Origin of the sequence: Sediminimonas qiaohouensis DSM 21189 (genome assembly GCF_000423645.1) — a bacterium.
GTDB classification, from domain to species: domain Bacteria; phylum Pseudomonadota; class Alphaproteobacteria; order Rhodobacterales; family Rhodobacteraceae; genus Sediminimonas; species Sediminimonas qiaohouensis.
In genome coordinates, this window is record NZ_AUIJ01000007.1 from 129,798 (window position 1) to 149,104 (window position 19,307).

At 63.3% G+C, this 19,307-nt stretch carries 18 protein-coding genes; 11 read left to right on the forward strand and 7 right to left on the reverse strand.

Features of this window, described 5'->3' with window-relative positions:
* Nucleotides 1–8 precede the first annotated feature (8 nt).
* From G568_RS0108300 to G568_RS0108320, 5 genes are all read left to right on the forward strand, one after another.
* A complete protein-coding gene (locus G568_RS0108300; protein WP_037373865.1) occupies nucleotides 9–1,436 on the forward strand; it encodes a hypothetical protein in 1,428 nt (475 codons plus the stop codon).
* A gap of 91 nt (nucleotides 1,437–1,527) precedes the next feature.
* Nucleotides 1,528–2,559: a CoA transferase subunit A gene (locus G568_RS0108305; protein WP_245582911.1), complete on the forward strand. Its 1,032-nt coding sequence runs from the start codon at nucleotides 1,528–1,530 to the stop codon at nucleotides 2,557–2,559.
* Nucleotides 2,556–3,323 (forward strand): CoA-transferase, encoded by a 768-nt coding sequence (locus G568_RS0108310; protein ID WP_026757591.1) that lies wholly within the window; start codon nucleotides 2,556–2,558, stop codon nucleotides 3,321–3,323. Before G568_RS0108305 ends, G568_RS0108310 begins: the two co-directional genes overlap by 4 nt.
* Nucleotides 3,324–3,378: 55 nt before the next feature.
* Complete coding sequence (locus tag G568_RS0108315; RefSeq protein ID WP_245582912.1) at nucleotides 3,379–4,338, forward strand: TAXI family TRAP transporter solute-binding subunit; 960 nt, start codon at nucleotides 3,379–3,381, stop codon at nucleotides 4,336–4,338.
* Between the two features lie 85 nt (nucleotides 4,339–4,423).
* On the forward strand, nucleotides 4,424–6,367 hold the full coding sequence (locus G568_RS0108320; protein WP_245582913.1) for a TRAP transporter permease: 1,944 nt from the start codon (nucleotides 4,424–4,426) through the stop codon (nucleotides 6,365–6,367).
* Nucleotides 6,368–6,454: 87 nt separating this feature from the next.
* On the opposite strand, the gene G568_RS0108325 is transcribed toward G568_RS0108320, so the two are convergent.
* The 6 genes from G568_RS0108325 to G568_RS0108350 are packed head-to-tail and all read right to left on the reverse strand — an operon-like array spanning nucleotide 6,455 to nucleotide 11,804.
* Nucleotides 6,455–6,859, reverse strand: coding sequence for a Zn-ribbon domain-containing OB-fold protein (locus G568_RS0108325; protein WP_026757594.1), 405 nt, complete (start codon nucleotides 6,857–6,859; stop codon nucleotides 6,455–6,457).
* A 4-nt stretch (nucleotides 6,860–6,863) separates the two neighbouring features.
* On the reverse strand, nucleotides 6,864–8,036 hold the full coding sequence (locus G568_RS0108330; RefSeq protein WP_026757595.1) for an acetyl-CoA acetyltransferase: 1,173 nt from the start codon (nucleotides 8,034–8,036) through the stop codon (nucleotides 6,864–6,866).
* Between the two features lie 48 nt (nucleotides 8,037–8,084).
* Nucleotides 8,085–9,227, reverse strand: a complete 1,143-nt coding sequence (locus G568_RS0108335; protein WP_026757596.1) for an acyl-CoA dehydrogenase family protein — start codon at nucleotides 9,225–9,227, stop codon at nucleotides 8,085–8,087.
* Complete coding sequence (locus G568_RS0108340) at nucleotides 9,224–9,661, reverse strand: MaoC/PaaZ C-terminal domain-containing protein (RefSeq protein WP_051202856.1); 438 nt, start codon at nucleotides 9,659–9,661, stop codon at nucleotides 9,224–9,226. The genes G568_RS0108335 and G568_RS0108340 overlap by 4 nt, the downstream gene beginning before the upstream one ends.
* Nucleotides 9,662–9,720: 59 nt before the next feature.
* Nucleotides 9,721–10,392, reverse strand: coding sequence for an acetate--CoA ligase family protein (locus tag G568_RS0108345; RefSeq protein WP_026757598.1), 672 nt, complete (start codon nucleotides 10,390–10,392; stop codon nucleotides 9,721–9,723).
* Nucleotides 10,389–11,804 (reverse strand): acetate--CoA ligase family protein, encoded by a 1,416-nt coding sequence (locus tag G568_RS0108350; RefSeq protein WP_245582914.1) that lies wholly within the window; start codon nucleotides 11,802–11,804, stop codon nucleotides 10,389–10,391. The genes G568_RS0108345 and G568_RS0108350 overlap by 4 nt, the downstream gene beginning before the upstream one ends.
* A gap of 158 nt (nucleotides 11,805–11,962) precedes the next feature.
* Here G568_RS0108350 and G568_RS18530 point away from each other — a divergent pair, with 158 nt between their 5' ends.
* The 6 genes from G568_RS18530 (at nucleotide 11,963) to dctP (ending at nucleotide 18,929) form a co-directional block, all read left to right on the forward strand.
* Nucleotides 11,963–13,177 (forward strand): CaiB/BaiF CoA transferase family protein, encoded by a 1,215-nt coding sequence (locus tag G568_RS18530; RefSeq protein ID WP_037373868.1) that lies wholly within the window; start codon nucleotides 11,963–11,965, stop codon nucleotides 13,175–13,177.
* Between the two features lie 30 nt (nucleotides 13,178–13,207).
* Nucleotides 13,208–14,374, forward strand: coding sequence for an acyl-CoA dehydrogenase family protein (locus G568_RS0108360; RefSeq protein ID WP_026757600.1), 1,167 nt, complete (start codon nucleotides 13,208–13,210; stop codon nucleotides 14,372–14,374).
* 23 nt (nucleotides 14,375–14,397) lie between these two features.
* A complete protein-coding gene (locus G568_RS0108365; RefSeq protein WP_026757601.1) occupies nucleotides 14,398–16,524 on the forward strand; it encodes an acetate--CoA ligase family protein in 2,127 nt (708 codons plus the stop codon).
* 127 nt (nucleotides 16,525–16,651) lie between these two features.
* Nucleotides 16,652–17,455, forward strand: a complete 804-nt coding sequence (locus tag G568_RS0108370) for an IclR family transcriptional regulator (RefSeq protein WP_026757602.1) — start codon at nucleotides 16,652–16,654, stop codon at nucleotides 17,453–17,455.
* 473 nt (nucleotides 17,456–17,928) lie between these two features.
* Nucleotides 17,929–18,261 (forward strand): hypothetical protein, encoded by a 333-nt coding sequence (locus tag G568_RS0108380; protein WP_157084335.1) that lies wholly within the window; start codon nucleotides 17,929–17,931, stop codon nucleotides 18,259–18,261.
* 59 nt (nucleotides 18,262–18,320) lie between these two features.
* Nucleotides 18,321–18,929 (forward strand): TRAP transporter substrate-binding protein DctP, encoded by a 609-nt coding sequence (gene dctP / locus G568_RS0108385; protein WP_026757604.1) that lies wholly within the window; start codon nucleotides 18,321–18,323, stop codon nucleotides 18,927–18,929.
* 34 nt (nucleotides 18,930–18,963) lie between these two features.
* Here the strand turns inward: dctP and G568_RS0108390 are convergent.
* The coding region (locus tag G568_RS0108390) for an integrase core domain-containing protein (RefSeq protein ID WP_037373872.1) at nucleotides 18,964–19,307 on the reverse strand (344 nt) is incomplete at its 5' end.

The window sequence follows — 19,307 nt, forward strand, 5'->3', positions numbered from 1 at the left end:
GGGGGCAGATGTCGTCCATTGACGTTCTGAAACGGTCCGCCGTGCGCAACCCGATTGCCGCTGTCTGTCTGATGATCTGTCTTGGCGGTGGCATCGCGCAGGGTGTCTTCCCCGCCAGCGGCGTGTCGGTCGCGGCCGTGCCGTTTTTCGGCGTCTATCTCGTGATCGCGTTCCGCAACATCGCCCGCGTCGGATGGGTGCTGCTTTTCTTCTCGTTCGCGATTGCCGTTCTGGCGCTGGCCGATGGTATCGAAACGCACATTTTCGCCGAGGCGGCGGTGCGTGTCGTTTTCCTGTCCGCGCTGCTGACGGCTGTCGCATTCCTGCGCATCGCGGCCACCCAGGATCCGGTTGTCGAGGTTGCCGGAGAATTCCTGACGGTGCAGCCGCCGACCCGCCGCTACGCCTCTCTGGGTGCGGGGGGCCATCTGTTCGGCGTGCTTCTGAACCTCGGCGGGCTCGGCGTGATGCTTGAGGTCATCATGAAAGGGTTGACGGCCCATCGCCATGAAATGGACGATTTCGTGTTCGAGGCCCGCAAGCGCAGGATGGTGAACGCCTGTATGCGGGGGTTTTCCTCGATCGCGTTCTGGACGCCGTTCGGGATCGCTCTCAACCTGATGATCCTCACGATTCCGGGGCTCGAATGGGCGAATCTCGCCCCTTACGGAATTGCGCTGGCCGGGGTGCTTTTCCTTCTGGGGTGGCTGCTCGACACGGTGGAATGGTGGCGCCCGCCCTCGGCGCGCGGCCGGGCCCCGGCCCTGACCGGAGACTTGCCGGGCTGGGCGCATTGGGCGGTCGTGATCGTTGCCGGCCATGTCCTTGTGCTGGGGGGCGCCGTGGTGGTGCTGGACAGGGCGACCGAATACAGTTTCCAGACCGTCCTGATCACCATCGTGCCGGTTTATGCGCTTCTCTGGTCGGGTCTGCGGACGGGCATCGGCAGCATTCCCGACATGTCGTGCCGATTCGTGGCCCAGGCACCGCGATTCGCGACCGAGATGAGCGTCATCGCTTCGGCGGGGTTCATCGGCCTTGTCGCGCTGGAAGTGGTCCCGGTCGAATGGATTGCCGACCACTTGGGCTGGATTGCCACCCGGCCTGTCCTGACCGTCGTGCTGTTGATCATGACGGTGTTCCTGACGGGACTGCTGGGTGTGCACCCGATGATCTCGGTCGTGCTGCTGGCGGAAGTGGTCAACCGCATCGGTGTGGATGGTCTGTCGCCGCTCGCTCTGGGCCTTGCACTGGCTGGCGGCTGGAGCAGCATCATCTGCATGGGGCCTGCCATCACAGCCGTCGTTTATGCCTCCTCCATCGTCGGGGAACGGCCAGTGACCATCGGTTTGCGCTGGAACGGAATGTTCGGTCTTGCCAGCATCGTCCTCATCACGCTCATTGTCGGTGGCGGTGTCGCTACAGGGCTGCTCTGAGCGCTGGAGATTTTTCATCCGGGTCCGGGTACGGCCAATCGCACATATGTGTTCGATCATGCCTGTCACATGCCGGAAGGTGCCGGATCGCGTGAGTTCCACTACAGTTGTTCTGCGCAAATTCCCCGCGAATTCCCCGGTGGTCTACCAGGGAAACAGAAGCATCGGAGCGACGACCCATACGATGGATGGCCAAACGAAACCCACGCGTCGCAGCAAGGTCACGGGGCTGCAGGACGCAGCGCATCTGGCCCGGGACGCCTTGCAGGAACGTCCGGAGCTTTGCCTTGGCGGATTGTTCAAGCAGGGCCGGCCGGTCGCATTGGTGCGCGCGCTGCTGGCTGCGGGCGCAAAGGACCTGCATGTCTATTCATCGCCCGGCGCCGGCTATGACGTCGATCTGATGATCGCGGCGGGCGCGGTCGAGCAGGTGTTCATTCCCGGTGTCACGCTGGAAAACCGTCTCTGCCCCAATTTCCGAAGCGCGGTCGAGGCAGGGCAGGTGACCGCCCATGCACTTGATGCGCTGACCGTGGTGGGCGGGCTGATGGCCTCGGCCCATGGTGTTCCGTTCCAGCCGATCGACGCGCTGCGCGGGTCGGACGTCCTGAAGCACAATCCGCTGATCCGCGAAATCGACTGCCCCTTCTCGGGGCGCCGTATCCACGCCGTCGGACCGATCCGGCCCCGCGTCACGTTTCTGCACGCGCAAGAGTCCGACCGCTGGGGAAACCTGCGCCATCTCAGCACGATGATCTATGCCGATCAACTGATGGCGCGTGCCTCGGACATGGTCATTGCCAGCGTGGACAGGATCGTGCCGGACGAGGTCGTTCTGGACGATCCGGCGCGGGTAACGGTGCCGGCCCACTATGTCGATGCCGTGGGCGAGGTGCCCTACGGCGCGCACCCCACCGCGAGCTTCCCCAATTACGCGATGGACGAGGATCATATCGACGCCTACGCAGATCTGGGCGATGCCGCCCGGACCGGCGACCGCGCCCGGCTGGACGAGTATATCGCGCGCCATGTGACCGGGCCGAAGACCCAGGACGACTATATCAAGGCGGTCGGCGGCGCCGAGCTTTTCGCCCGGCTCGAAGCGGAGGCGCGGAAAGAATGAGCGCGGCAATTTCCCCCCTTGAGCAGATGGTTGTCGTGCTGGCCCGCGACTTGGCCGATGGCGAACTGGGCGCGGCGGGTGCTGCGGCCCTGGTGCCGATGGCGGCGATCGCTCTGGCGCGAGAACTGCACGCGCCCAACCTGACAGTCGGTGGAGAAATGTTCTTCAATCCTGAGCCGGGTCGTTTGTATCCCTCGATGCTGGACGACCGCGCCCTGGGCCGCTGCGAAGCCGCCGAAACCTTCATCGAGCTTTTCGGCCACAGCCATCACGGGCTGGATTTCTTCTTTCACAGCGGCTTGCAGCACGATGCCTTCGGCAACATCAACCTGCATCACGTCGGTGGCACGCTGCACGCGCCCGGGATTCGCGGGCCGGGGGCGGCCAACCTGTCCTACTGCCACACCTCGACGCGGTTCTACATCTGCCCCACGGTTCATACGGCGCGAAATTTTGTCGAGAAAGTAGATTTCATCACCATACCGGGGCACCTCTCGGGGCCCGAGGCGAAACGCGCCGCCGCCCTGACAAATGAGGGGCCGCGGTTCGTGGTGACACCCCGCGCGGTTCTGGATTTCGACCCGGCGACGCTGCGGATGCGGCTGAAATCGGTCCATGCGGGCACGACCGCCGAAGAGGTGCAGCGCCACACGGGGTTCGAGCTTGGATTCTCGGGCGACGTGCCAACGACGCCGCCGCCAACAGACGACGAGCTGTCAATCCTGCGCGAGCGGGTCGACAAGACCGGCACTCTGCGCGCCTGAAGCGCGGATGCCGATAACTTTGAACAACCACTGGGAGGAAGAGATGTTCAAACGCATGATGACTGAAAACCGGCGGGCAATCGGTGCCGCGGCGGCCTTGAGTGCCATTCTTGTCGGCGGGGCGGTTTCGGCCAAGGACCTGACGATGGGGACCACGAGCCCGACGTCCAGCCACTTCACGATCTCGGTCGCGATGAGCAAGGCGATCGAGACCGGCATGGAAGATACCACCGTCAATGTGATCGAGACCGGCGCCAGCGTGGACAATGTCCTGCGCCTCGCACGGGACGAAATCGATCTCGGCCTTGCCACCACCGACATTCTGATCGCGGCCCGAAACGGCTCGGGCAAGTTCGAAGGCAACGCCGTTCCCGACACGGTCGCGCTCTATCCCTACAGCGCGTCGGTCCTGCTGATTGCCGCAACCGAGGAGTCGGGTGTGACCTCGCTCGAGGATCTGGATGGCAAGAAGTTCAATCCGGGTATCCGGGGATCGGCGGCCGAGAACCTGACAACCACCGTACTGTCGATGTTCGACATCAACGCCGACCTCGTGCACGGGGCCGTCGGTGACGCGGTCGAAGGCATCAAGAACCGCCAGATCATCGGCTACAGCAAATACGGGGCCGCAAACTCTGTCGATGCAACCCTGCAAGAGTTGATGACCAGCACCGAGATGCGGTTGATCGGCTTTTCCGAGGAGCAGGAGAAAGCGGCAACGGAATCCATGGAGGGCGTCGGTTTCACGACCCTTCCCGCGGGGCTTATCCCGGGGTCCGAAGAAATGCGGGTGCCCAAGCTCAATGTCTTCTTCCTGACCCGCACCGGCGTCATGGACGACGACACCGCCTATGACATCGCCCGCAGCATCCACCAGAACATGGATCTGCTGGTCGAGGCCTGGCCGCAACTGGCGGAATACGACATCGCCGCCGATGCCGTCGCCACCATCGAGACCGGTATACCCTATCATCCAGGCGCGGCGCAGTACTGGAAAGAAGCTTTAGGAAACTGATTCCGCCCGGCGGACAGTCGCACAGCCGGTCAAACGGACCGGTCGAGCGGGGCGCCCCATGCGCCCTGCCGTCTCGGGAGGGAACATGAGACAATCATCGAGCGAAGCTTCGCCTTGGGAACGGCGCGGCGCGCAGGCACTCGGCGCGTTGTTCGCGGCATTCGTCGCACTGCATTTCTACAATGCCCTGTACGGACAGTTCGAACCGCTGGTTCAACGACCGATCTTTATCGGCTTCGGTCTGGGCGGTGCCTTTTTCCTCTACGCCGCGCGCGCGGCGCGGACCGGCGGTCGAAGCGGCCTGGAACGGGCCATCGACATCACGCTCGGGCTGCTGGCCTTTGGCGTGTGCCTCTATGTGATCCTCAACCGGGATCGCTTTTCCGACATCATGGTGCAGTACGGCCCGCTCGACAAGGCGGCCGGTCTGCTGGCCGTCGTGCTGACGCTCGAAGCGGCCCGCCGGGTGATCGGCTGGTTTCTGCCCTTGCTGGCGCTGTCTACGGTCCTCTATTATTACTTCGGGTATGATCTGATTGACGGGAGCTGGCGCCCGCCGCGGGTTTCGGCGCGCACGGCGGTCGAGACCTTCTACAGTTCGACCACCGGCATCTTCGGCTATCTTGCGGATGTGGGCGCGCGGGTCATTACGATCTATGTGCTTCTGGGGGCGTTGCTGCTGTCCACCGGGGCGACCGACGTGTTCATGAAAATGGCCACCTGGATCGCCGGACGCACGTTTGGCGGTCCCGCCAAGGTCTGCGCCCTGTCCTCGGCGATGTTCGGGACAGTGACCGGATCGGCGGTGGCCAATGTGATGGCGACGGGTTCGATCACCATCCCCACGATGAAGCGGCTGCGCTATCCGCCGGCCTTTGCCGGGGCGGTCGAGGCGGTTGCGTCTTCCGCCGGTCAGCTGACGCCGCCGGTAATGGGGGCGGGGGCGTTCATCATGGCCGAGTTCCTGAACATTCCCTACACCCAGATCGCCGTGGCAGCGGTCGGTCCTGCGTTTCTCTACTACCTCGCGATATGGCTCGGGGTGGACCTTTATGCGCGCCGCACGGGCCTTCAGCCCACGCCGAAAAACGAAATGCCGAAACCGGCGGATTTCCTGGCCCCCGACAAGGCGATCCCGCTGTTTCTTCCCATCGGGACGGTGATCTATTTCCTGTTTCAAGGCTATACACCGAGCTTTGCGGGCGCGGCGTCGATCATCGTTCTGATCCTGACCTGCGCGGTCGTGCGCCCCTTTTCCCAGGAGGCCCGGGTGCAGGGGCTGCGCGCCTGTTGGGCCGGACTGGCCCGGGACGTTTACGAAGGGATGGTCGAAGCCGGCCGCGCGCTGGTGATGATCGCTGCGCTGCTGGCCTGTGCCGCGATCGTGGTGAAGGTCCTGACGGCGACGGGCGCGGGGGTGAAGATCTCGAACCTGCTGTTTTCGGTGTCCGATCAGGGCCTGATCGTCGCCTTGCTGCTGGCGGCGGTGCTGTCGATCGTGCTGGGTATGGATGTGCCGACGACCGCCTCTTACGTTCTGGCGGCGGCAGTCGCGGCCCCCAGCCTCGTGCGGCTTGGCCTGCCGGAACTGACGGCGCATCTGTTCGTGTTCTACTACGCGATCCTGTCGGCCATCACGCCACCGGTCTGCGCCAGTGTCTATGCGGCGGCCGCGCTGGCCGGGGCCAACTTCTGGAAGGTGGCGGGTCGCGCGCTGGTGCTCGCCGGGGCGGTCTATGTGGTTCCGTTCCTGTTCGTGTTCAGGCCGGGCATCCTGGCGCAGGGCGGGACCGGTCAGGTCGTTCTGGATGTGGGCGTGGCAAGTGCCGCGGTCTTCGCCGTCAGCGTCGGGTTGACCGGCTATCTCAGGGGAACGCTGCGGCTTCTCGGGCGGGGCATGTTTCTGGTGACGGCTGCTTTGCTGTTTTATGCTGCGCCGATGGCCGACATTGTGGGGGGGCTGGCGCTGATCGGACTGGTGGCATGGCGGCTTCTGCGCGGAGAACGGCGGATTGCACAGAACGGATAATGCATTGCTTCGCAAAGCAAAGGGCCACCGCTGAAAACCGGCGACGGCCCTGTTTGCGTTCGGCCCCGAGCGCCTGTGCGCGCGGGTTCAGGTCATCCGGAAATAGGGATGGGCGATCTCGTCGGAGGCCTTCACGAAGGTCACTTCGACCCTGGCTCCGATATGCACCTTTTCCGGATCGTCGGTCTGGATCCGGCTCATCATCCGCGGGCCTTCCTCCAGTTCGATCAACGCAACGACGTAAGGCACGTCGTCGGCAAAGGCCGGGCCTGCCGGGCGGCGGGCGATGGTGAAGCTGTGTACCTCGCCGCGCCCGCTGACCGTGTCGAATCTCAGGTTGTCGGAATGGCAATGCGGGCAGATCGCGCGCGGATAGAAGTGATGCTTGCCGCAATCGCCGCAAAGCGGGATGTCAAGGCGGCCTTCCTGCGCGGCCTCCCAGTAGGGGGCGCTGTCGTGGTCGATCACCGGAAGCGGTTTTTCAGGGCTCATGGGCTCAGTCCTTCTGCAAAATCACGGTCGCGCCGGAGGACAATGTGCCCCCCGTGCCATGCACCAGCGCGGTCTCGGCACCCGCGACCTGCCGGTCGCCGCAGACGCCCCGCAACTGGCGGCACGCCTCAATCAACAGAAACATTCCGTACATGCCCGGATGCAGTGCCGAGAGGCCCCCGCCATTGGTGTTCATCGGAAAGGCGCCGCCGGGCGCCGTGCGCTGACCCGAGACAAAATCGCCGCCTTCGCCGATCTTGCAGAAGCCAAGCGCTTCGAGCGTCAAAAGCACCGTGATCGTGAAACTGTCGTAGACCTCGACCACGTCGATATCCGAATGGCTCACCCCGGCCATTTTCATCGCGGTTTCGCCGGCCTTCTGCGCGGGCAGCAGGCGGGCGAGATCCGGCATCTCTCCGATGGCCCAATGGGTATGCGCCTCGCCATAGCCCTTGACCGCGACGGGGGCGGTCTTGAGGTCCCTGGCGCGTTCGGCGGTGGTCATCACGATGGCCCCCGCGCCGTCGGTGACAAGACAGCAATCGAGCAGGTGCAGCGGTTCCGAGATCATCGTGCTGGACAGCACATCGTCAACGGAGAGCGGATCGCGCCGCGTCGCGGCGGGGTTCAGCTGCGCCCATTTCCGGGTGGCGACGGCAATCTCGGCCAGATTCTCGGAGGTGGTGCCGTATTCGTGCATGTGACGCCGCGCCGCCATCGCGTAGCCGCCCACGGGCGTCGGCATCCCGTAGGGTGTTTCGTGCTGCATCGACAGGACCGAGGGACGTCCGCCCAGATTGCGGCTGCGCAGGGATTTCTGGTCGGAACTGTAGACGATCAGGGCAACCTCGCAATAGCCCTCGCGCAGCGCCATCGCGGCGTGGGCGACATGCGCCTCGAAGGCCGAGCCGCCGATATTGGTGCCATCGACATAGGTCGGCATGATATTGAGGTATTCGCCCAGCGTCACCGTGGCGAGCTGTCCGGGCCCAGGCACCCCCCACATGCCGGCGGTCAGAAGACCGTCGACATCGTCCAGCGTCAGGCCGGCTTCCTCGACGGCGGCCTTCGCCACCAGGGCGGCATGGCCCAGAACCGAGGCCTTGGTGACGAATTTCCCGTCCTCGATAGGCGCGTCGGCAATGCCGACGATCACCGGATCGCGTCCGTTCTTCATATGCTCTTTCCCTTTGTTGTCCGGTCGTATCCCAAAGCGGCCCCGATGTCAGTTCGGGCGCATGGTCTTGGCAATCAGCGTGCGCTGAATCTGCGAGGTCCCGCCGCCGATGGTGCTTTGCATCCCTTCGCGGAAATACCGTTCCATATCGGCCTCGGGCAGCATGGAATGACCGCCGAGGATCTGCATGCCGTTGCGCGTGACGGTCTGAAGGGTCTCGGAGGCAAAGAGTTTCGCCATCGAGACTTCGCGCGTACAGGGCGTCTTGGCCGCGGCCAGGCTGGCCGCGCGATAGACCAGCAGCCGCGCGGCGTCGACCTGGGTCTGCATGTCGGCCAGCATGTGGCGGATCACCTGAAAGTCGAAGATCGGCTTGTCGAACTGGATCCGTTCATGCGCGTAGCGCAGGGCATCGTCCACCGCTGTCTGGGCATTGCCGACATAGGCGGCGGCCACGGCGACACGTTCCAGTTCCAGATGGTCGGTGATGATCGACCAGCCCGCGTTCTCGGTGCCCAGCAGCGCGTCCGCCGGCAGTTTCACGTCGTCGACGAAAATCTCGGTGGTGCCGGTCGCGCGCCGCGCCAGGGTCGGCAGTTTGCGGATGTCCAGCCCCTCGGTATCGTTGGGGATCAGGAAGACCGACAACCCCTTGTGCTTGGGCGCGTCGGGGTCGGTGCGGGTCAGCATGGCGAGGATCGCATTGTCGGCCGTCGCGCCCGAGCACCAGAGCTTCTGCCCCTTGACCACCCAGCCATTGCCGTCGCGCCGCGCACGGGTCCTGGTCGAGGCCGCGTCCGACCCGGCGCCGGGTTCGGAAATCGAGATCGAGAAGCGGATGTCGCCATCCAGGAACGGCTGGATGTAACGCTCTTTCTGTTTGGGCGTGCCGAATTTCTCGATATTCATCGCGGTGAAGGTGGCCACCATCAGGCCGGTCGAGAAATCGAAGCCGTATTTCGCCAGCCCCTCGCACATCAGCGCGTAATCCATGATGTCGCCGCCCAGCCCGCCGCTTTCCTCGGAGAACAGGATGCCGAGCCAGCCCTGCCTGGCCACCTTTTCATAGGCCTCATAGGGGTATTCGCGCTCGAGGTCGCATTTGCGGATGTAGTCGCGGCCGATCTCTTCGTCGATGAAACGCTCGACGGTCGCGCGCCACATCTCCTGCTCGGGCGTCAGAAAGTTCATGCGCTCTCTCCTTTGGTGGTGTCGTGCGCGGCCCGGATCTTGGGCGGTTCTCCGGGGCGATCGAGGCGGGTCTTTCGAATCAGCAGGCTGAACTCACAGCGCATCACCGTCTCGTCCCGCTGGTTGATGCCTTCCAGCTTGCTGGTCACGACACCGTGCTGTTCGTCGTGATCCTTCAGATCGACGATTTCGACGCGGGCCCAGAGAGTGTCGTTGATGAAGGTTGGCCGCAGAAAACGCAGCTTGTCACAGCCATAGAAGGCGGCTAGCACGGAACTTTCGAAGGGGATCATCGCGTTGACGATGGAAAACACGAGGCTGCCCTGAACGAGGCGCTGACCGTAGATCGCCTCCTTGGCATGTTCGATGTTGGAATGCAGTTCGAGCCAGTTTCCGGTGAGCATGCAGAAATTGACGACATCGGTTTCCGTCATCGTCCGCCCGCTCGAAACGCCGATCTGGCCCAGTGACAATTCTCCGAATGGGTGACGTATCACGTTGGATTCTCCTGTTGGTCCGCTTTGGGCGACAGCACGATCAGGGCATCGGCAGCGACCAATCCTTTCCCGTCTGCCCGAACCATCGCAGGGTTGATTTCGATTTCCGAGATCAGATCGGCGTTTTCGGCGAAGAAAACAGATATGCGTGAAATGAGGTCCGCCAGGGCCCCCCTGTCGGCGGGTTCCGCGCCGCGCAGCCCCGCCAGCAACCTGGCACCCGGGCCCGAATCCACCATCGCCTCGGTGGTTTGCGGCCCTGCGGGGGCAAGCCGAATTTCGGCCACGTCGATCAGTTCCACAAGAATGCCGCCGGGGCCGGCCAGAACGATCGGGCCGAAGGTGTCGTCGCGTTTGCATCCGATGATCCATTCGGCCACGGACCCTTCTTCCATTTCCTCGATCAGCGCCGTGCCGCCCGCAAACCGTTCCGCCATTTCGGCGGCGGCCTGTTTCGCCTCTTGAGGCGAGAGACCCAGTCGGACGAGACCATGATCGGATTTATGCGGGTAGTCGTCGTGACACAGCTTGGCGACACATCGCCCCTCGGCGGGATCGCGTTTCGGCACCGGTATGCCGATCCGTTGCAGCAGGTCCTTCGCGTCGGCCTCGTGGACCACTTTGCGCCCGGCACGTTGCCAGTTTTCCAGTGTTTCCCTCGGGGTCATGCCACTTCTCCTGTCGTGGCCGCCAGCGCCGCAAGGCCCGACGCCGCCCGCGCGGGCGAATCATAGACCGGAACAGCGCGTTCGCGCAGAGCCTCGCCCGACGCATTGCTGCGCGCCGCGCCGGTCCAGACGATCAGGATCGGCTTGCCGGTGCTGTCGAACGCCTCGGCCAAAGCCTCGATGAACTGCTGATCCGGCACAAATGTGATAATTGCGATGGCGATATCCACGCCCGGATCGGCCGCTACGGCCTCAAGGCAACGGCCGACATAGGTGGGATTCGCCAGAACGACGCCGGTCAGATCGACCGGATTCGAAACCGAGCCGTAGAACGGCACGTAGCGCGACAGCGCGGTCTGCGTCGCCTCGTCCAGGACCGGAACCTCGAAACCGGCGCTTTCGGCCAGGTCGGTCATCTCGACGCCGAGCCCGCCGGTGACAGAGATGATGCCGACCCGGTTGCCGGCAGGCCGCCTGCCCGCGGCAAGGGCCGTCACCGCATCGACGGCAGCCACGGATTCGCGGGCGCGGATAACCCCGGTTTCGCGGAAAACCGCGCTGATCACCCGGTCGTCCCCGGCCATCGCGCCGGTATGGGACTGGACAGCGCGCGATCCGGCGCGGCTTCGTCCGCCCTTGATCGCAACGACGTGCTTTCCGTCGCTCGTGAGCCGTCGGGCAGCCTCGGCAAAGCGGCGTCCGTCGCGCAGTTCCTCGACATAGCACAGAACCACGCGGATCTGCGGATCGTTGCCGAGATATTCGAGCAGATCCGCGGCGGTCAGATCCGTTTCGTTGCCGCTGGAGACGATGGCATTGATCCCCACACCACGTTCGCCCAGACGCAACGCCATAAGGCCGCCAAGCGCGCCTGACTGGGAAATCATGGCCACGGGGCCGGGCCTGAGACCGTTGAACATCGGGCTGAAGGTCAGTTGCAGGTCCGACGCGGGGCGCACCACGCCTTCGCAGTTCGGTCCGACCAGACGAAAGGGCGCGTCCTGCATGATCCGGCGCAGCCGCATCTCGTTTTCATGCCCGTCGTCCCCGGCTTCCGAAAACCCGGAGGTCACCCCGACCACGACTTTCACATCGAGCCGGGTGCAGGTTTCCAGCGCATCGAGAGCGACGCCGACCGGGGTCGCCAGAACGACCACGTCGATCGGGCCTTCGATCTCTTCCAGGCTGCGTGCTGCCGCAAGCCCCTCGATTTCGCCGCCCGAGGGGTTCACCGGGATGATTGTGCCGCCGTAACCGTTGCTCTTCAGCAGGGCCATCACGGCCTGCCCAAGCTTGCCCTTGGTGCGGGACGCCCCGACGACCGCGATGGTGCTGGGATCGAACAGAGCGTCCAATGCCTCTGCAACCGAATGTCGGTGTTCCGCCACTCGATTCGTGTTTGGCTCAACCATTTCTTCCTCCGTCAAGTAAAAGTTTTGATGTTCGTTTCGGCGATCTAACGGGCGTTCGATTGTTCTCGCAATGGATTTCGGTTCCGGAGAGACTGAGGGCGCTGGATCAAGAGGTTGGGGCTTGACGACCGAGAAATGAAATTCCGGGAGACTATCGAGTGAAGATAACAGACGGGCCGCTGAGCGATCTCAGGGTGATTGAAATGGGGCATGTGATTGCAGCGCCGATGTGTGGAGCTCTGCTTTCCGATTTTGGTGCCGATGTGATCAAAATCGAACGGCCGGGACAGGGCGACATGCTGCGGGTTCTGAGTGCGCGCACCAAGGATGGTGTGGGTGCCTGGTGGAAGACCCTGGCGCGAAACAAGCGACTGGTGGCGCTGGACTGGAAGTCCGACGATGGGCACGAGGTTTTGCGCCGTCTGATCGAAAACGCGCAGGTTCTGATCGAGAACTTCCGCCCCGGTGTGCTTGAAAGGGCGGGATTGGCGCCAGAGGTTCTACATGGCTGGAACCCGGATCTGGTGATCGTGCGGATCTCGGGCTATGGCCAGACCGGGCCGCGTTCGTCGTGGCCGGGTTTCGGTCGGGCCGGCGAGGCCATGAGCGGGTTGGCGCACATGACCGGCTTTGCCGACAACGCCCCGATGCACCCCGGCTTTCCCGCCGCGGATTCGACCACCGGCCTGATGGCGGCCTACGGCGCGATGATGGCGCTTCATGAGGTGCAGAACGGCAGCGCCAGGGGCCAGGTGGTTGACCTGGCCATCTTCGAGCCGCTTCTGCGCCTGATCGACTATCACGTTCCGACGCGGACCGGCGCGGGACTGCCGGTTGACCGAAACGGCCTTCAGTCACCCAATTCCTACGCGCCGGCGGGGGTGTTTCGCGCCCGGGACGGCAAGTGGGTCACTATCAGCGCGGGCAGTGCGGCGACCGGGCGGCGCCTTCTGGAGGCCGCGGGCGGCAAGGAATGGGCGGAACAGCCGCAATTCCAAAGTCTGGAAGGCTTTGCGGAGCATATGGACGAGATCGTGGACCGTCTCGGCGCATTCGTGGCCCAGCATGACGCGCAGGAGGCGATCGACATCTTCCAGGCCCACGATGCAGTGGCGGCGATGGTCTATGACGTCGATGACATCCTGGCCGATCCGCAGATCGCCGCGCGCGGCGACATCGTGGGGGTCGAGGGCGACGACACCAAGGTCGTCGGCCCCGTGCCGAAGCTGGACAAGACGCCGGGCCGGCTGCGCTGGCTCGGGCGCAGAGATCTGGGCGCTGACAGCCGGGCAGTGCTGGACGAACTCGGATACGACGCCGGGCAGATCGACACCCTTATCGAAAACGGCACGGTAGCCGAGCCGGACCGCTGAAAGCGGTCTGCAAGACAAGAGAAGAAAGCAATGACCTATCAGATGACATCCGATCAGCAGGGAATCCGCGATGCGGTTCTGCGGATTTGCGAAGAGTTCGACGACGAATTCTGGCTCAACCGGGATCGCGAAGGCGGCTTCCCGCACGAATTGCACCAGAAGCTGGCCCGCGATGGCTGGCTGGGCATTGCCATCCCCGAAGAATACGGCGGTGCCGGTCTAGGCATTGTCGACGCTGCGATCATGATGCAGGCGATCGCGGAATCCGGCGGCGGCAACAGCGCTGCCTCGGCGATCCATATGAACATCTTTGGCCTGAACCCGGTGGTCAAGTTCGGGACCGAAGACCAGAAGAAGACCTATCTTCCGCCGCTCGTGGCCGGTGAACAAAAGGCCTGTTTCGGTGTCACCGAACCGACAACCGGGCTCGACACGACCAAGCTGAAAACGCGCGCCGTGCGGCAGGGTGACCGCTATGTCGTGCATGGGCAGAAGGTCTGGATTTCGACCGCGCAGGTCGCCGACAAAATCCTGCTTCTGGCCCGCACCACTCCGCTGGAAGAGGTCAGGAAACCGACCGAAGGTCTGAGCCTGTTCTACACCGATCTCGACCGGACGTTCGTCACGGTGAGCGAGATCGAGAAGATGGGCCGCAAATGCGTCGATTCGAACGAGCTGTTCATCGACGGGTTGCCGATTCCGGCCGAGGATCTGATCGGCGAGGAAGGTCAGGGCTTCCGCCAGATCCTGCACGGGCTGAATCCCGAAAGGGTGTTGATCGCCGCCGAGGCGGTGGGTATCGGGCGCAACGCGCTTCGGCGCGCCGCGGATTACGCCAACGAGCGTGTCGTCTTTGGCAGGCCGGTCGGCCAGAATCAGGGGGTGCAGCACCCGCTGGCCGCCTGCTGGGCGGAACTGGAAGCGGCCAATCTCATGGCGATGAACGCCGGCGCGCTTTACGACGCCGGCAAGCCCTGCGGCAACGAAGCCAATGCAGGCAAATACCTGGCCGGCGAAGCGGCGGTGAAGGCGACGCAGACCGCGCAGCTGACCTTCGGCGGTTTCGGATATGCCAAGGAATACCATGTCGAGCGGCTTGTGCGGGAAGCCATCCTGTTCCGCATCGCGCCGGTCACCCCGCAACTGGTGCTGTCGTTCATCGCGGAACATGCGCTCGGCCTGCCGAAGTCCTACTAGTTTGGAATATCGAAGGAAGACCCATGCGAATTGACGGAATGGATGCCATTTTCGCCCCTCGTTCTGTTGCCGTGATCGGCGCGTCGAGTGACCCCAAGCGCATCGGCGGACGGCCGGTGGATTTTCTCATACGTCACGGGTTCGACGGCCCGATCCTGCCGATAAATCCGAAGTCGCCCGAGGTGCAGGGTCTGACGGCCTATCCGTCGATCTCCGAGGCCCCCTTAACCCCGGATCTGGCGGTGATCGCGCTGCCGGCGCCGCTGGCCGTTCAGGCGGTCGAAGAATGCGCTTCCCGCGGCGTGCGGGGCGCGGTGATCTTCAGTTCGGGGTTCTCCGAGGTCGATGACGCAGGCGCCGCGCTTCAGGCGCGCATGGTCGACATCGCGCGCGAAGGCGGCATGCGGCTTGTCGGGCCGAACTGCCTTGGTATCGCCAACGTGCGGCACAATCTCTACGCAACCTTCACGCCGGGGGTCGAAAAGCACCTGCCCAGGCCCGGCGGCGTGTCGATCGTCAGCCAGAGCGGCGCCTTCGGGTCGTATTGCATGACCCTGGTCAGGATGCGCGGCCTGGGGGTCAACCTCTGGGCGACGACAGGCAATTCCTGCGATGTCGACTTTGCCGATGCCGTGGCATATTGCGCGCAGGATGACGAAACCCGCGTGATCATGGGATACCTCGAAGGCGCGACCGACCGCGACAGGCTGGTCGAGGCCCTTGAACTGGCGCGCGCCCGGGAAAAGCCGGTGGTCATGATGAAGGTTGGGCGCAGTGCGGTGGGTGCCGAGGCCGCGCAGTCGCATACCGCTTCGCTGGCGGGGTCCGACGCGGTCTATGACGCGGCCTTCCGGCAATACGGCGTCTACCGGGCGCAATCGGTCGACGAAATGTTCGATGTGACCTATGCCTGCGCCGAATCGGCGTCGATGATGCAGGGCGACCGGCTGGGCCTTGTGACGGTCTCGGGCGGCGTCGGGGTGCTGATGGCCGACGAAGCCGAGAAACTGAAACTGGACGTGCCCGCGCTTCCGGGTCACGCGCAGAAAAAACTGAAAGAGGTGCTGCCCTTCGCCGGCGTCCGAAACCCGGTCGATGTGACGGCGCAGCTGGTCAACCAGATCGACCTTCTGGAAACCAACATGGATGTGTTGTTCGGAGACGGCGAAATCGACGGAGCCATCATCTTCATGTCCACGGTCGGTCTTGTCGCCGACCTGAACGAAGCCATCCGGACAGGGCTGGAGCGCATCCGCGAGAAGTATCCCGGCCGGCCGATGCTGTTCTGTTCGCTGACGGAACCGGACGGTCGTGCCGCATACGAAAGGTCGGGGTTCATCGTGTTCGAGGAACCGACCCGTGCGGTCCGCGCGATGGCCGCATTGCGCTATTTCGCCCGGTCCTTCGCACGGGCCGGCGAACATGACCCCATACCGGAACTGCCCGACCTGTCGCCGTTGCCGGACGGCATGGTGAACGAGATCGAGGCCAAGGTCCTGCTTGCCGAGGCCGGCATCGCGATCGTGCGCGAAACCCTGGCTAGGACCCCGGAGGCGGCGGCCGAGGCGGCGGTCGAGATGGGCTTTCCGGTCGTGCTCAAGATCGCTTCGCCCGACATCCTGCACAAATCCGATATCGGCGGCGTGGCGCTGAATCTGCGCTCGGTCGAAGAGGTCCGCTCTGCCGGGGCGCGAATCCTGGAACTGGCGTCCGAAAAGGCACCCGATGCGCGGATCGACGGGCTGGTCGTGGCGGAACAGGCAGCACCGGGACTGGAGGCCATACTCGGCGTGACCCGGGATCCCGCGTTCGGCCCGGTGGTCATGTTCGGTCTGGGCGGGGTGCTGGTCGAGGCCCTGGGAGACGTGTCCTTCCGGGTCGCGCCTTTCGGGCCCGCCGAAGCGCGCCGCATGATCGACGAAATCCACGGTCGAAAGCTGCTGGACGCCTTCCGGGGCGCGCCCGAACGCGACATCGGAGCGCTCGCCGACGCCCTTTCTCGGCTGTCAGCCTTTGCCGCGCATCACGGGACAGCGCTCGAGACAGTTGATGTGAACCCGATGATCGTCGGAGCCGATGGGCAGGGCGCCGTGGCCGCCGACTGTGTCGTCATTCCAACCGGCAGGGAGGCCACTGACAACCGAGCCTGACATCTTCCCGATCCCCTGGCAGCAAGCGACGGACTGTCCGCGGTTTTCTAACAGTTGACAGAAAATACATACGCGGCCAAACTACTTTCTGAATACTGTTCATATAATAGTATGCTGGGAGGAGATCATGGAAGACGCGCATCAGACGCCGGTGAAGAGCGGCGGGGATTGCATCGTGAAATCAGTGGCCCGCACCTGTGAAACGTTGGTGTATTTCGACGAGGTGCGTCGACCGCTTTCGGTAGTGGAAGTATCCAGGAAACTGGGGTATCCGCAATCGAGCACCTCGGCGCTCCTCAAGAGCCTGGTCAAGCTCGGGTTCCTGAGCCACGATGCCCGAAACAAGAACTACTTCCCCACCGAACGCGTCCCTCTTCTGGGGGGCTGGATGAATCCGGATCTGTTCGGCGAAGGCATCATCCAGCGGCTGCTCAAGGCGATCGCGCAACGGACGCAGCATGTCGTTGTCCTGGGAACAAAGAACGGCGACGAAGCCGAGTATGTCCAAGTAATCCGTCCGAAGAAGTCGCCGATTCACCACATTTCACTCGGCACGCGGCGTCCGCTGGGTAATTCCGGGGTGGGGCGGGTCCTGATGAGCCGCTTCAGCGATGAAGACGTGTGCCGCCTGTTACGAAAGATCAATGCCTATCGTGCGCCCGACGAACCGGCGGTGGACGTGAAGGCCTTCATCGCTTCGTTGACCGAGACCCGTGCCAAAGGATACTATCGTTCGACCGATCAAGTCGTCAAAGGCGCCGGGTTGATCTCCATGCCTTTTCCCAGCCATCAGAATTCTCGCCTTTTTGCCGTCGGTGTTGGTGCCCCGACGGATGTCATCCTGCGATCCGAGAACGAGATTGTCAGGATCATGCGCGAAGAAATTGTTCGGAATCTGGGAAAGAGAGGTCATGATCCCAAGGTCTGTTGAACATCGGTGTTCGTCCGACGTGATTTCTGGTTCACCCTAAATCCCGCGGCGACGACTTCCCGTATCGGATTGTCGGAGTCCTGTGCGGTTGTCGATCCTCTGGTGCAGGCGAATGTTCTGGTCACAGTGATGTCCAGAAAAATGGCTGTGTTCGATATTTGATCCAGATATTTTCTGGACCGGCTTTCAGAACCTATTCGGGACCGGACAATTTCGGACAGCTCAGCCGAACTGCTGGTCCGTCAAATCGCGGTGTCGCCCGTCCCGAAATGCCTGATCGACCAGCATGGAAAGAATTTGCCCGCCAAGAAGGGCCCGTGCGCCGCTATGCGCTCCATCGCCATTTCATCGCGACCCTGCAGACAGTCTTGCTTCCCGCCGCAGTCTTTTGCTGGACGGACCGCTGAACCGCCGGTGCAAACGGAGTAGAGTTTCACGGCGCGGTCAGCCACGACGATGTGGCCGGCGGCGCGATGACGACCAACGCGGTCGCCGCATGGCTTCACTTTACCGGGTTTTACGGAATTATCGTCGCGCAGATCCCGCCGGAGCGGACCACGGCAGAGTGGCAGGTGCCGTTCGACGCGCCCGACATTCCGAATGCGTCGGTCAGCGAGGAACTGATCCTGTCCCACGTGACCGAGAAGCGGACGCTGCCGCGGCCATTGTTCGCGCAATCGCATATATGTGCGATCTGGTGGCGGAACAGGGGTGGGCGGCGCTTCCGCATTGACCGGGCCGCGTGCCGGGTGATCGCCTCGAACGAGGAACATTCGCCAACGGACGGGGCCATGAGGCACCCGTGAAGGCAAGGAAGTCGGCCGGACGCGGGAAGCGTCTGCCGGCGCAGGGAGGAAGAACTGCGATGACTGTATCGAACGGACTGGATCGTCTTGCCGCAGGCGCGGCGCTGATAATCGCGGGGGCGCTGGCGCCACAGGTGGCCCCGGCCGAGACAACCCTCAAGGTGGCGGACACTTTCCCGCCGGGCCATTACATCGTCGAAACCGGCACCGAATACTGGAAGGAGCGTGTGACCGAACTGACCGACGGCGAGATCAAGTTCCAGTATTTCGGCGCCGGGCAGATGGGCTCGCTTCGCGACATGTTCTCGATGGTGCAATCGGGCGTGGTGGACATAGGTTATGTGCCGCCAGCCTATAACGGGGGCACGATGCCGCTGGCCGGTGTGCACACGCTGCCGGGACTGTTCTCGCAAAGCGCCGTCGGCACACCGGCATTCTACGATACGGTGACGTCTGGAGCGATCCTGGAGAACGATTTCCTGAACAACGGGATGCGCCCCCTCTGGGGCGTGATGACCTCCACCTACAATCTGTTCACCCGTGGCAAGGAGATTGACGGTCTGGAGGATATCAAGGGGCTCAAGCTGAAGACCATCGCCGGGAACATGGCGGAATCGGTCAAGGCCCTGGGCGGCGCCCCGGTCGATATTCCCAGCCCGGAAATGTAAGGTGCGGTTTCTCGCGGGACATCCCGTTTGTTGATTATAGCTTTTCTCTGAGTGCTTCGTAAGGCGTCTTTCCGTTGTGCGCGCCGTGCGGTCTGTGGAAGTTGTAGAAGCGTTCCCATTCGCCCAGCTTTGCTTCGAGATCGACATCGCCTTTGTAGCTGAGCAACTGGTAAAACTCCTGCCCATCCGACCTGTGTGACCGTTCCACCTTACCGTTCAGCTGCGGCGTACCGCGCTTGATGTAGGCATGGCGGATGCCAAGATCCTCGACATGCCAGTGGAATTTCGCCTGGAACTCATGGCCATTATCCGTCCTGATTTCGCGGATGCGAAATGGGAACTTTTCAACGACGTGATTAACAAAGTTGATCGCATTGG

What these genes read in the sequence shown, in the direction of transcription:
- G568_RS0108380 (WP_157084335.1), top strand. Translation starts at nt 17,929, where the DNA reads ATGACGACCAACGCGGTCGCCGCATGGCTTCACTTTACCGGGTTTTAC.
- G568_RS0108320 (WP_245582913.1), top strand. Translation starts at nt 4,424, where the DNA reads ATGAGACAATCATCGAGCGAAGCTTCGCCTTGGGAACGGCGCGGCGCG.
- G568_RS0108350 (WP_245582914.1), bottom strand. Translation starts at nt 11,804, where the DNA reads ATGGTTGAGCCAAACACGAATCGAGTGGCGGAACACCGACATTCGGTT.
- G568_RS0108300 (WP_037373865.1), top strand. Translation starts at nt 9, where the DNA reads ATGTCGTCCATTGACGTTCTGAAACGGTCCGCCGTGCGCAACCCGATT.
- G568_RS0108330 (WP_026757595.1), bottom strand. Translation starts at nt 8,036, where the DNA reads ATGAAGAACGGACGCGATCCGGTGATCGTCGGCATTGCCGACGCGCCT.
- G568_RS0108315 (WP_245582912.1), top strand. Translation starts at nt 3,379, where the DNA reads ATGATGACTGAAAACCGGCGGGCAATCGGTGCCGCGGCGGCCTTGAGT.
- G568_RS0108360 (WP_026757600.1), top strand. Translation starts at nt 13,208, where the DNA reads ATGACCTATCAGATGACATCCGATCAGCAGGGAATCCGCGATGCGGTT.
- G568_RS0108365 (WP_026757601.1), top strand. Translation starts at nt 14,398, where the DNA reads ATGCGAATTGACGGAATGGATGCCATTTTCGCCCCTCGTTCTGTTGCC.
- G568_RS0108335 (WP_026757596.1), bottom strand. Translation starts at nt 9,227, where the DNA reads ATGAACTTTCTGACGCCCGAGCAGGAGATGTGGCGCGCGACCGTCGAG.
- G568_RS0108310 (WP_026757591.1), top strand. Translation starts at nt 2,556, where the DNA reads ATGAGCGCGGCAATTTCCCCCCTTGAGCAGATGGTTGTCGTGCTGGCC.
- G568_RS0108340 (WP_051202856.1), bottom strand. Translation starts at nt 9,661, where the DNA reads ATGACGGAAACCGATGTCGTCAATTTCTGCATGCTCACCGGAAACTGG.
- dctP (WP_026757604.1), top strand. Translation starts at nt 18,321, where the DNA reads ATGACTGTATCGAACGGACTGGATCGTCTTGCCGCAGGCGCGGCGCTG.
- G568_RS0108345 (WP_026757598.1), bottom strand. Translation starts at nt 10,392, where the DNA reads ATGACCCCGAGGGAAACACTGGAAAACTGGCAACGTGCCGGGCGCAAA.
- G568_RS0108325 (WP_026757594.1), bottom strand. Translation starts at nt 6,859, where the DNA reads ATGAGCCCTGAAAAACCGCTTCCGGTGATCGACCACGACAGCGCCCCC.
- G568_RS0108370 (WP_026757602.1), top strand. Translation starts at nt 16,652, where the DNA reads ATGGAAGACGCGCATCAGACGCCGGTGAAGAGCGGCGGGGATTGCATC.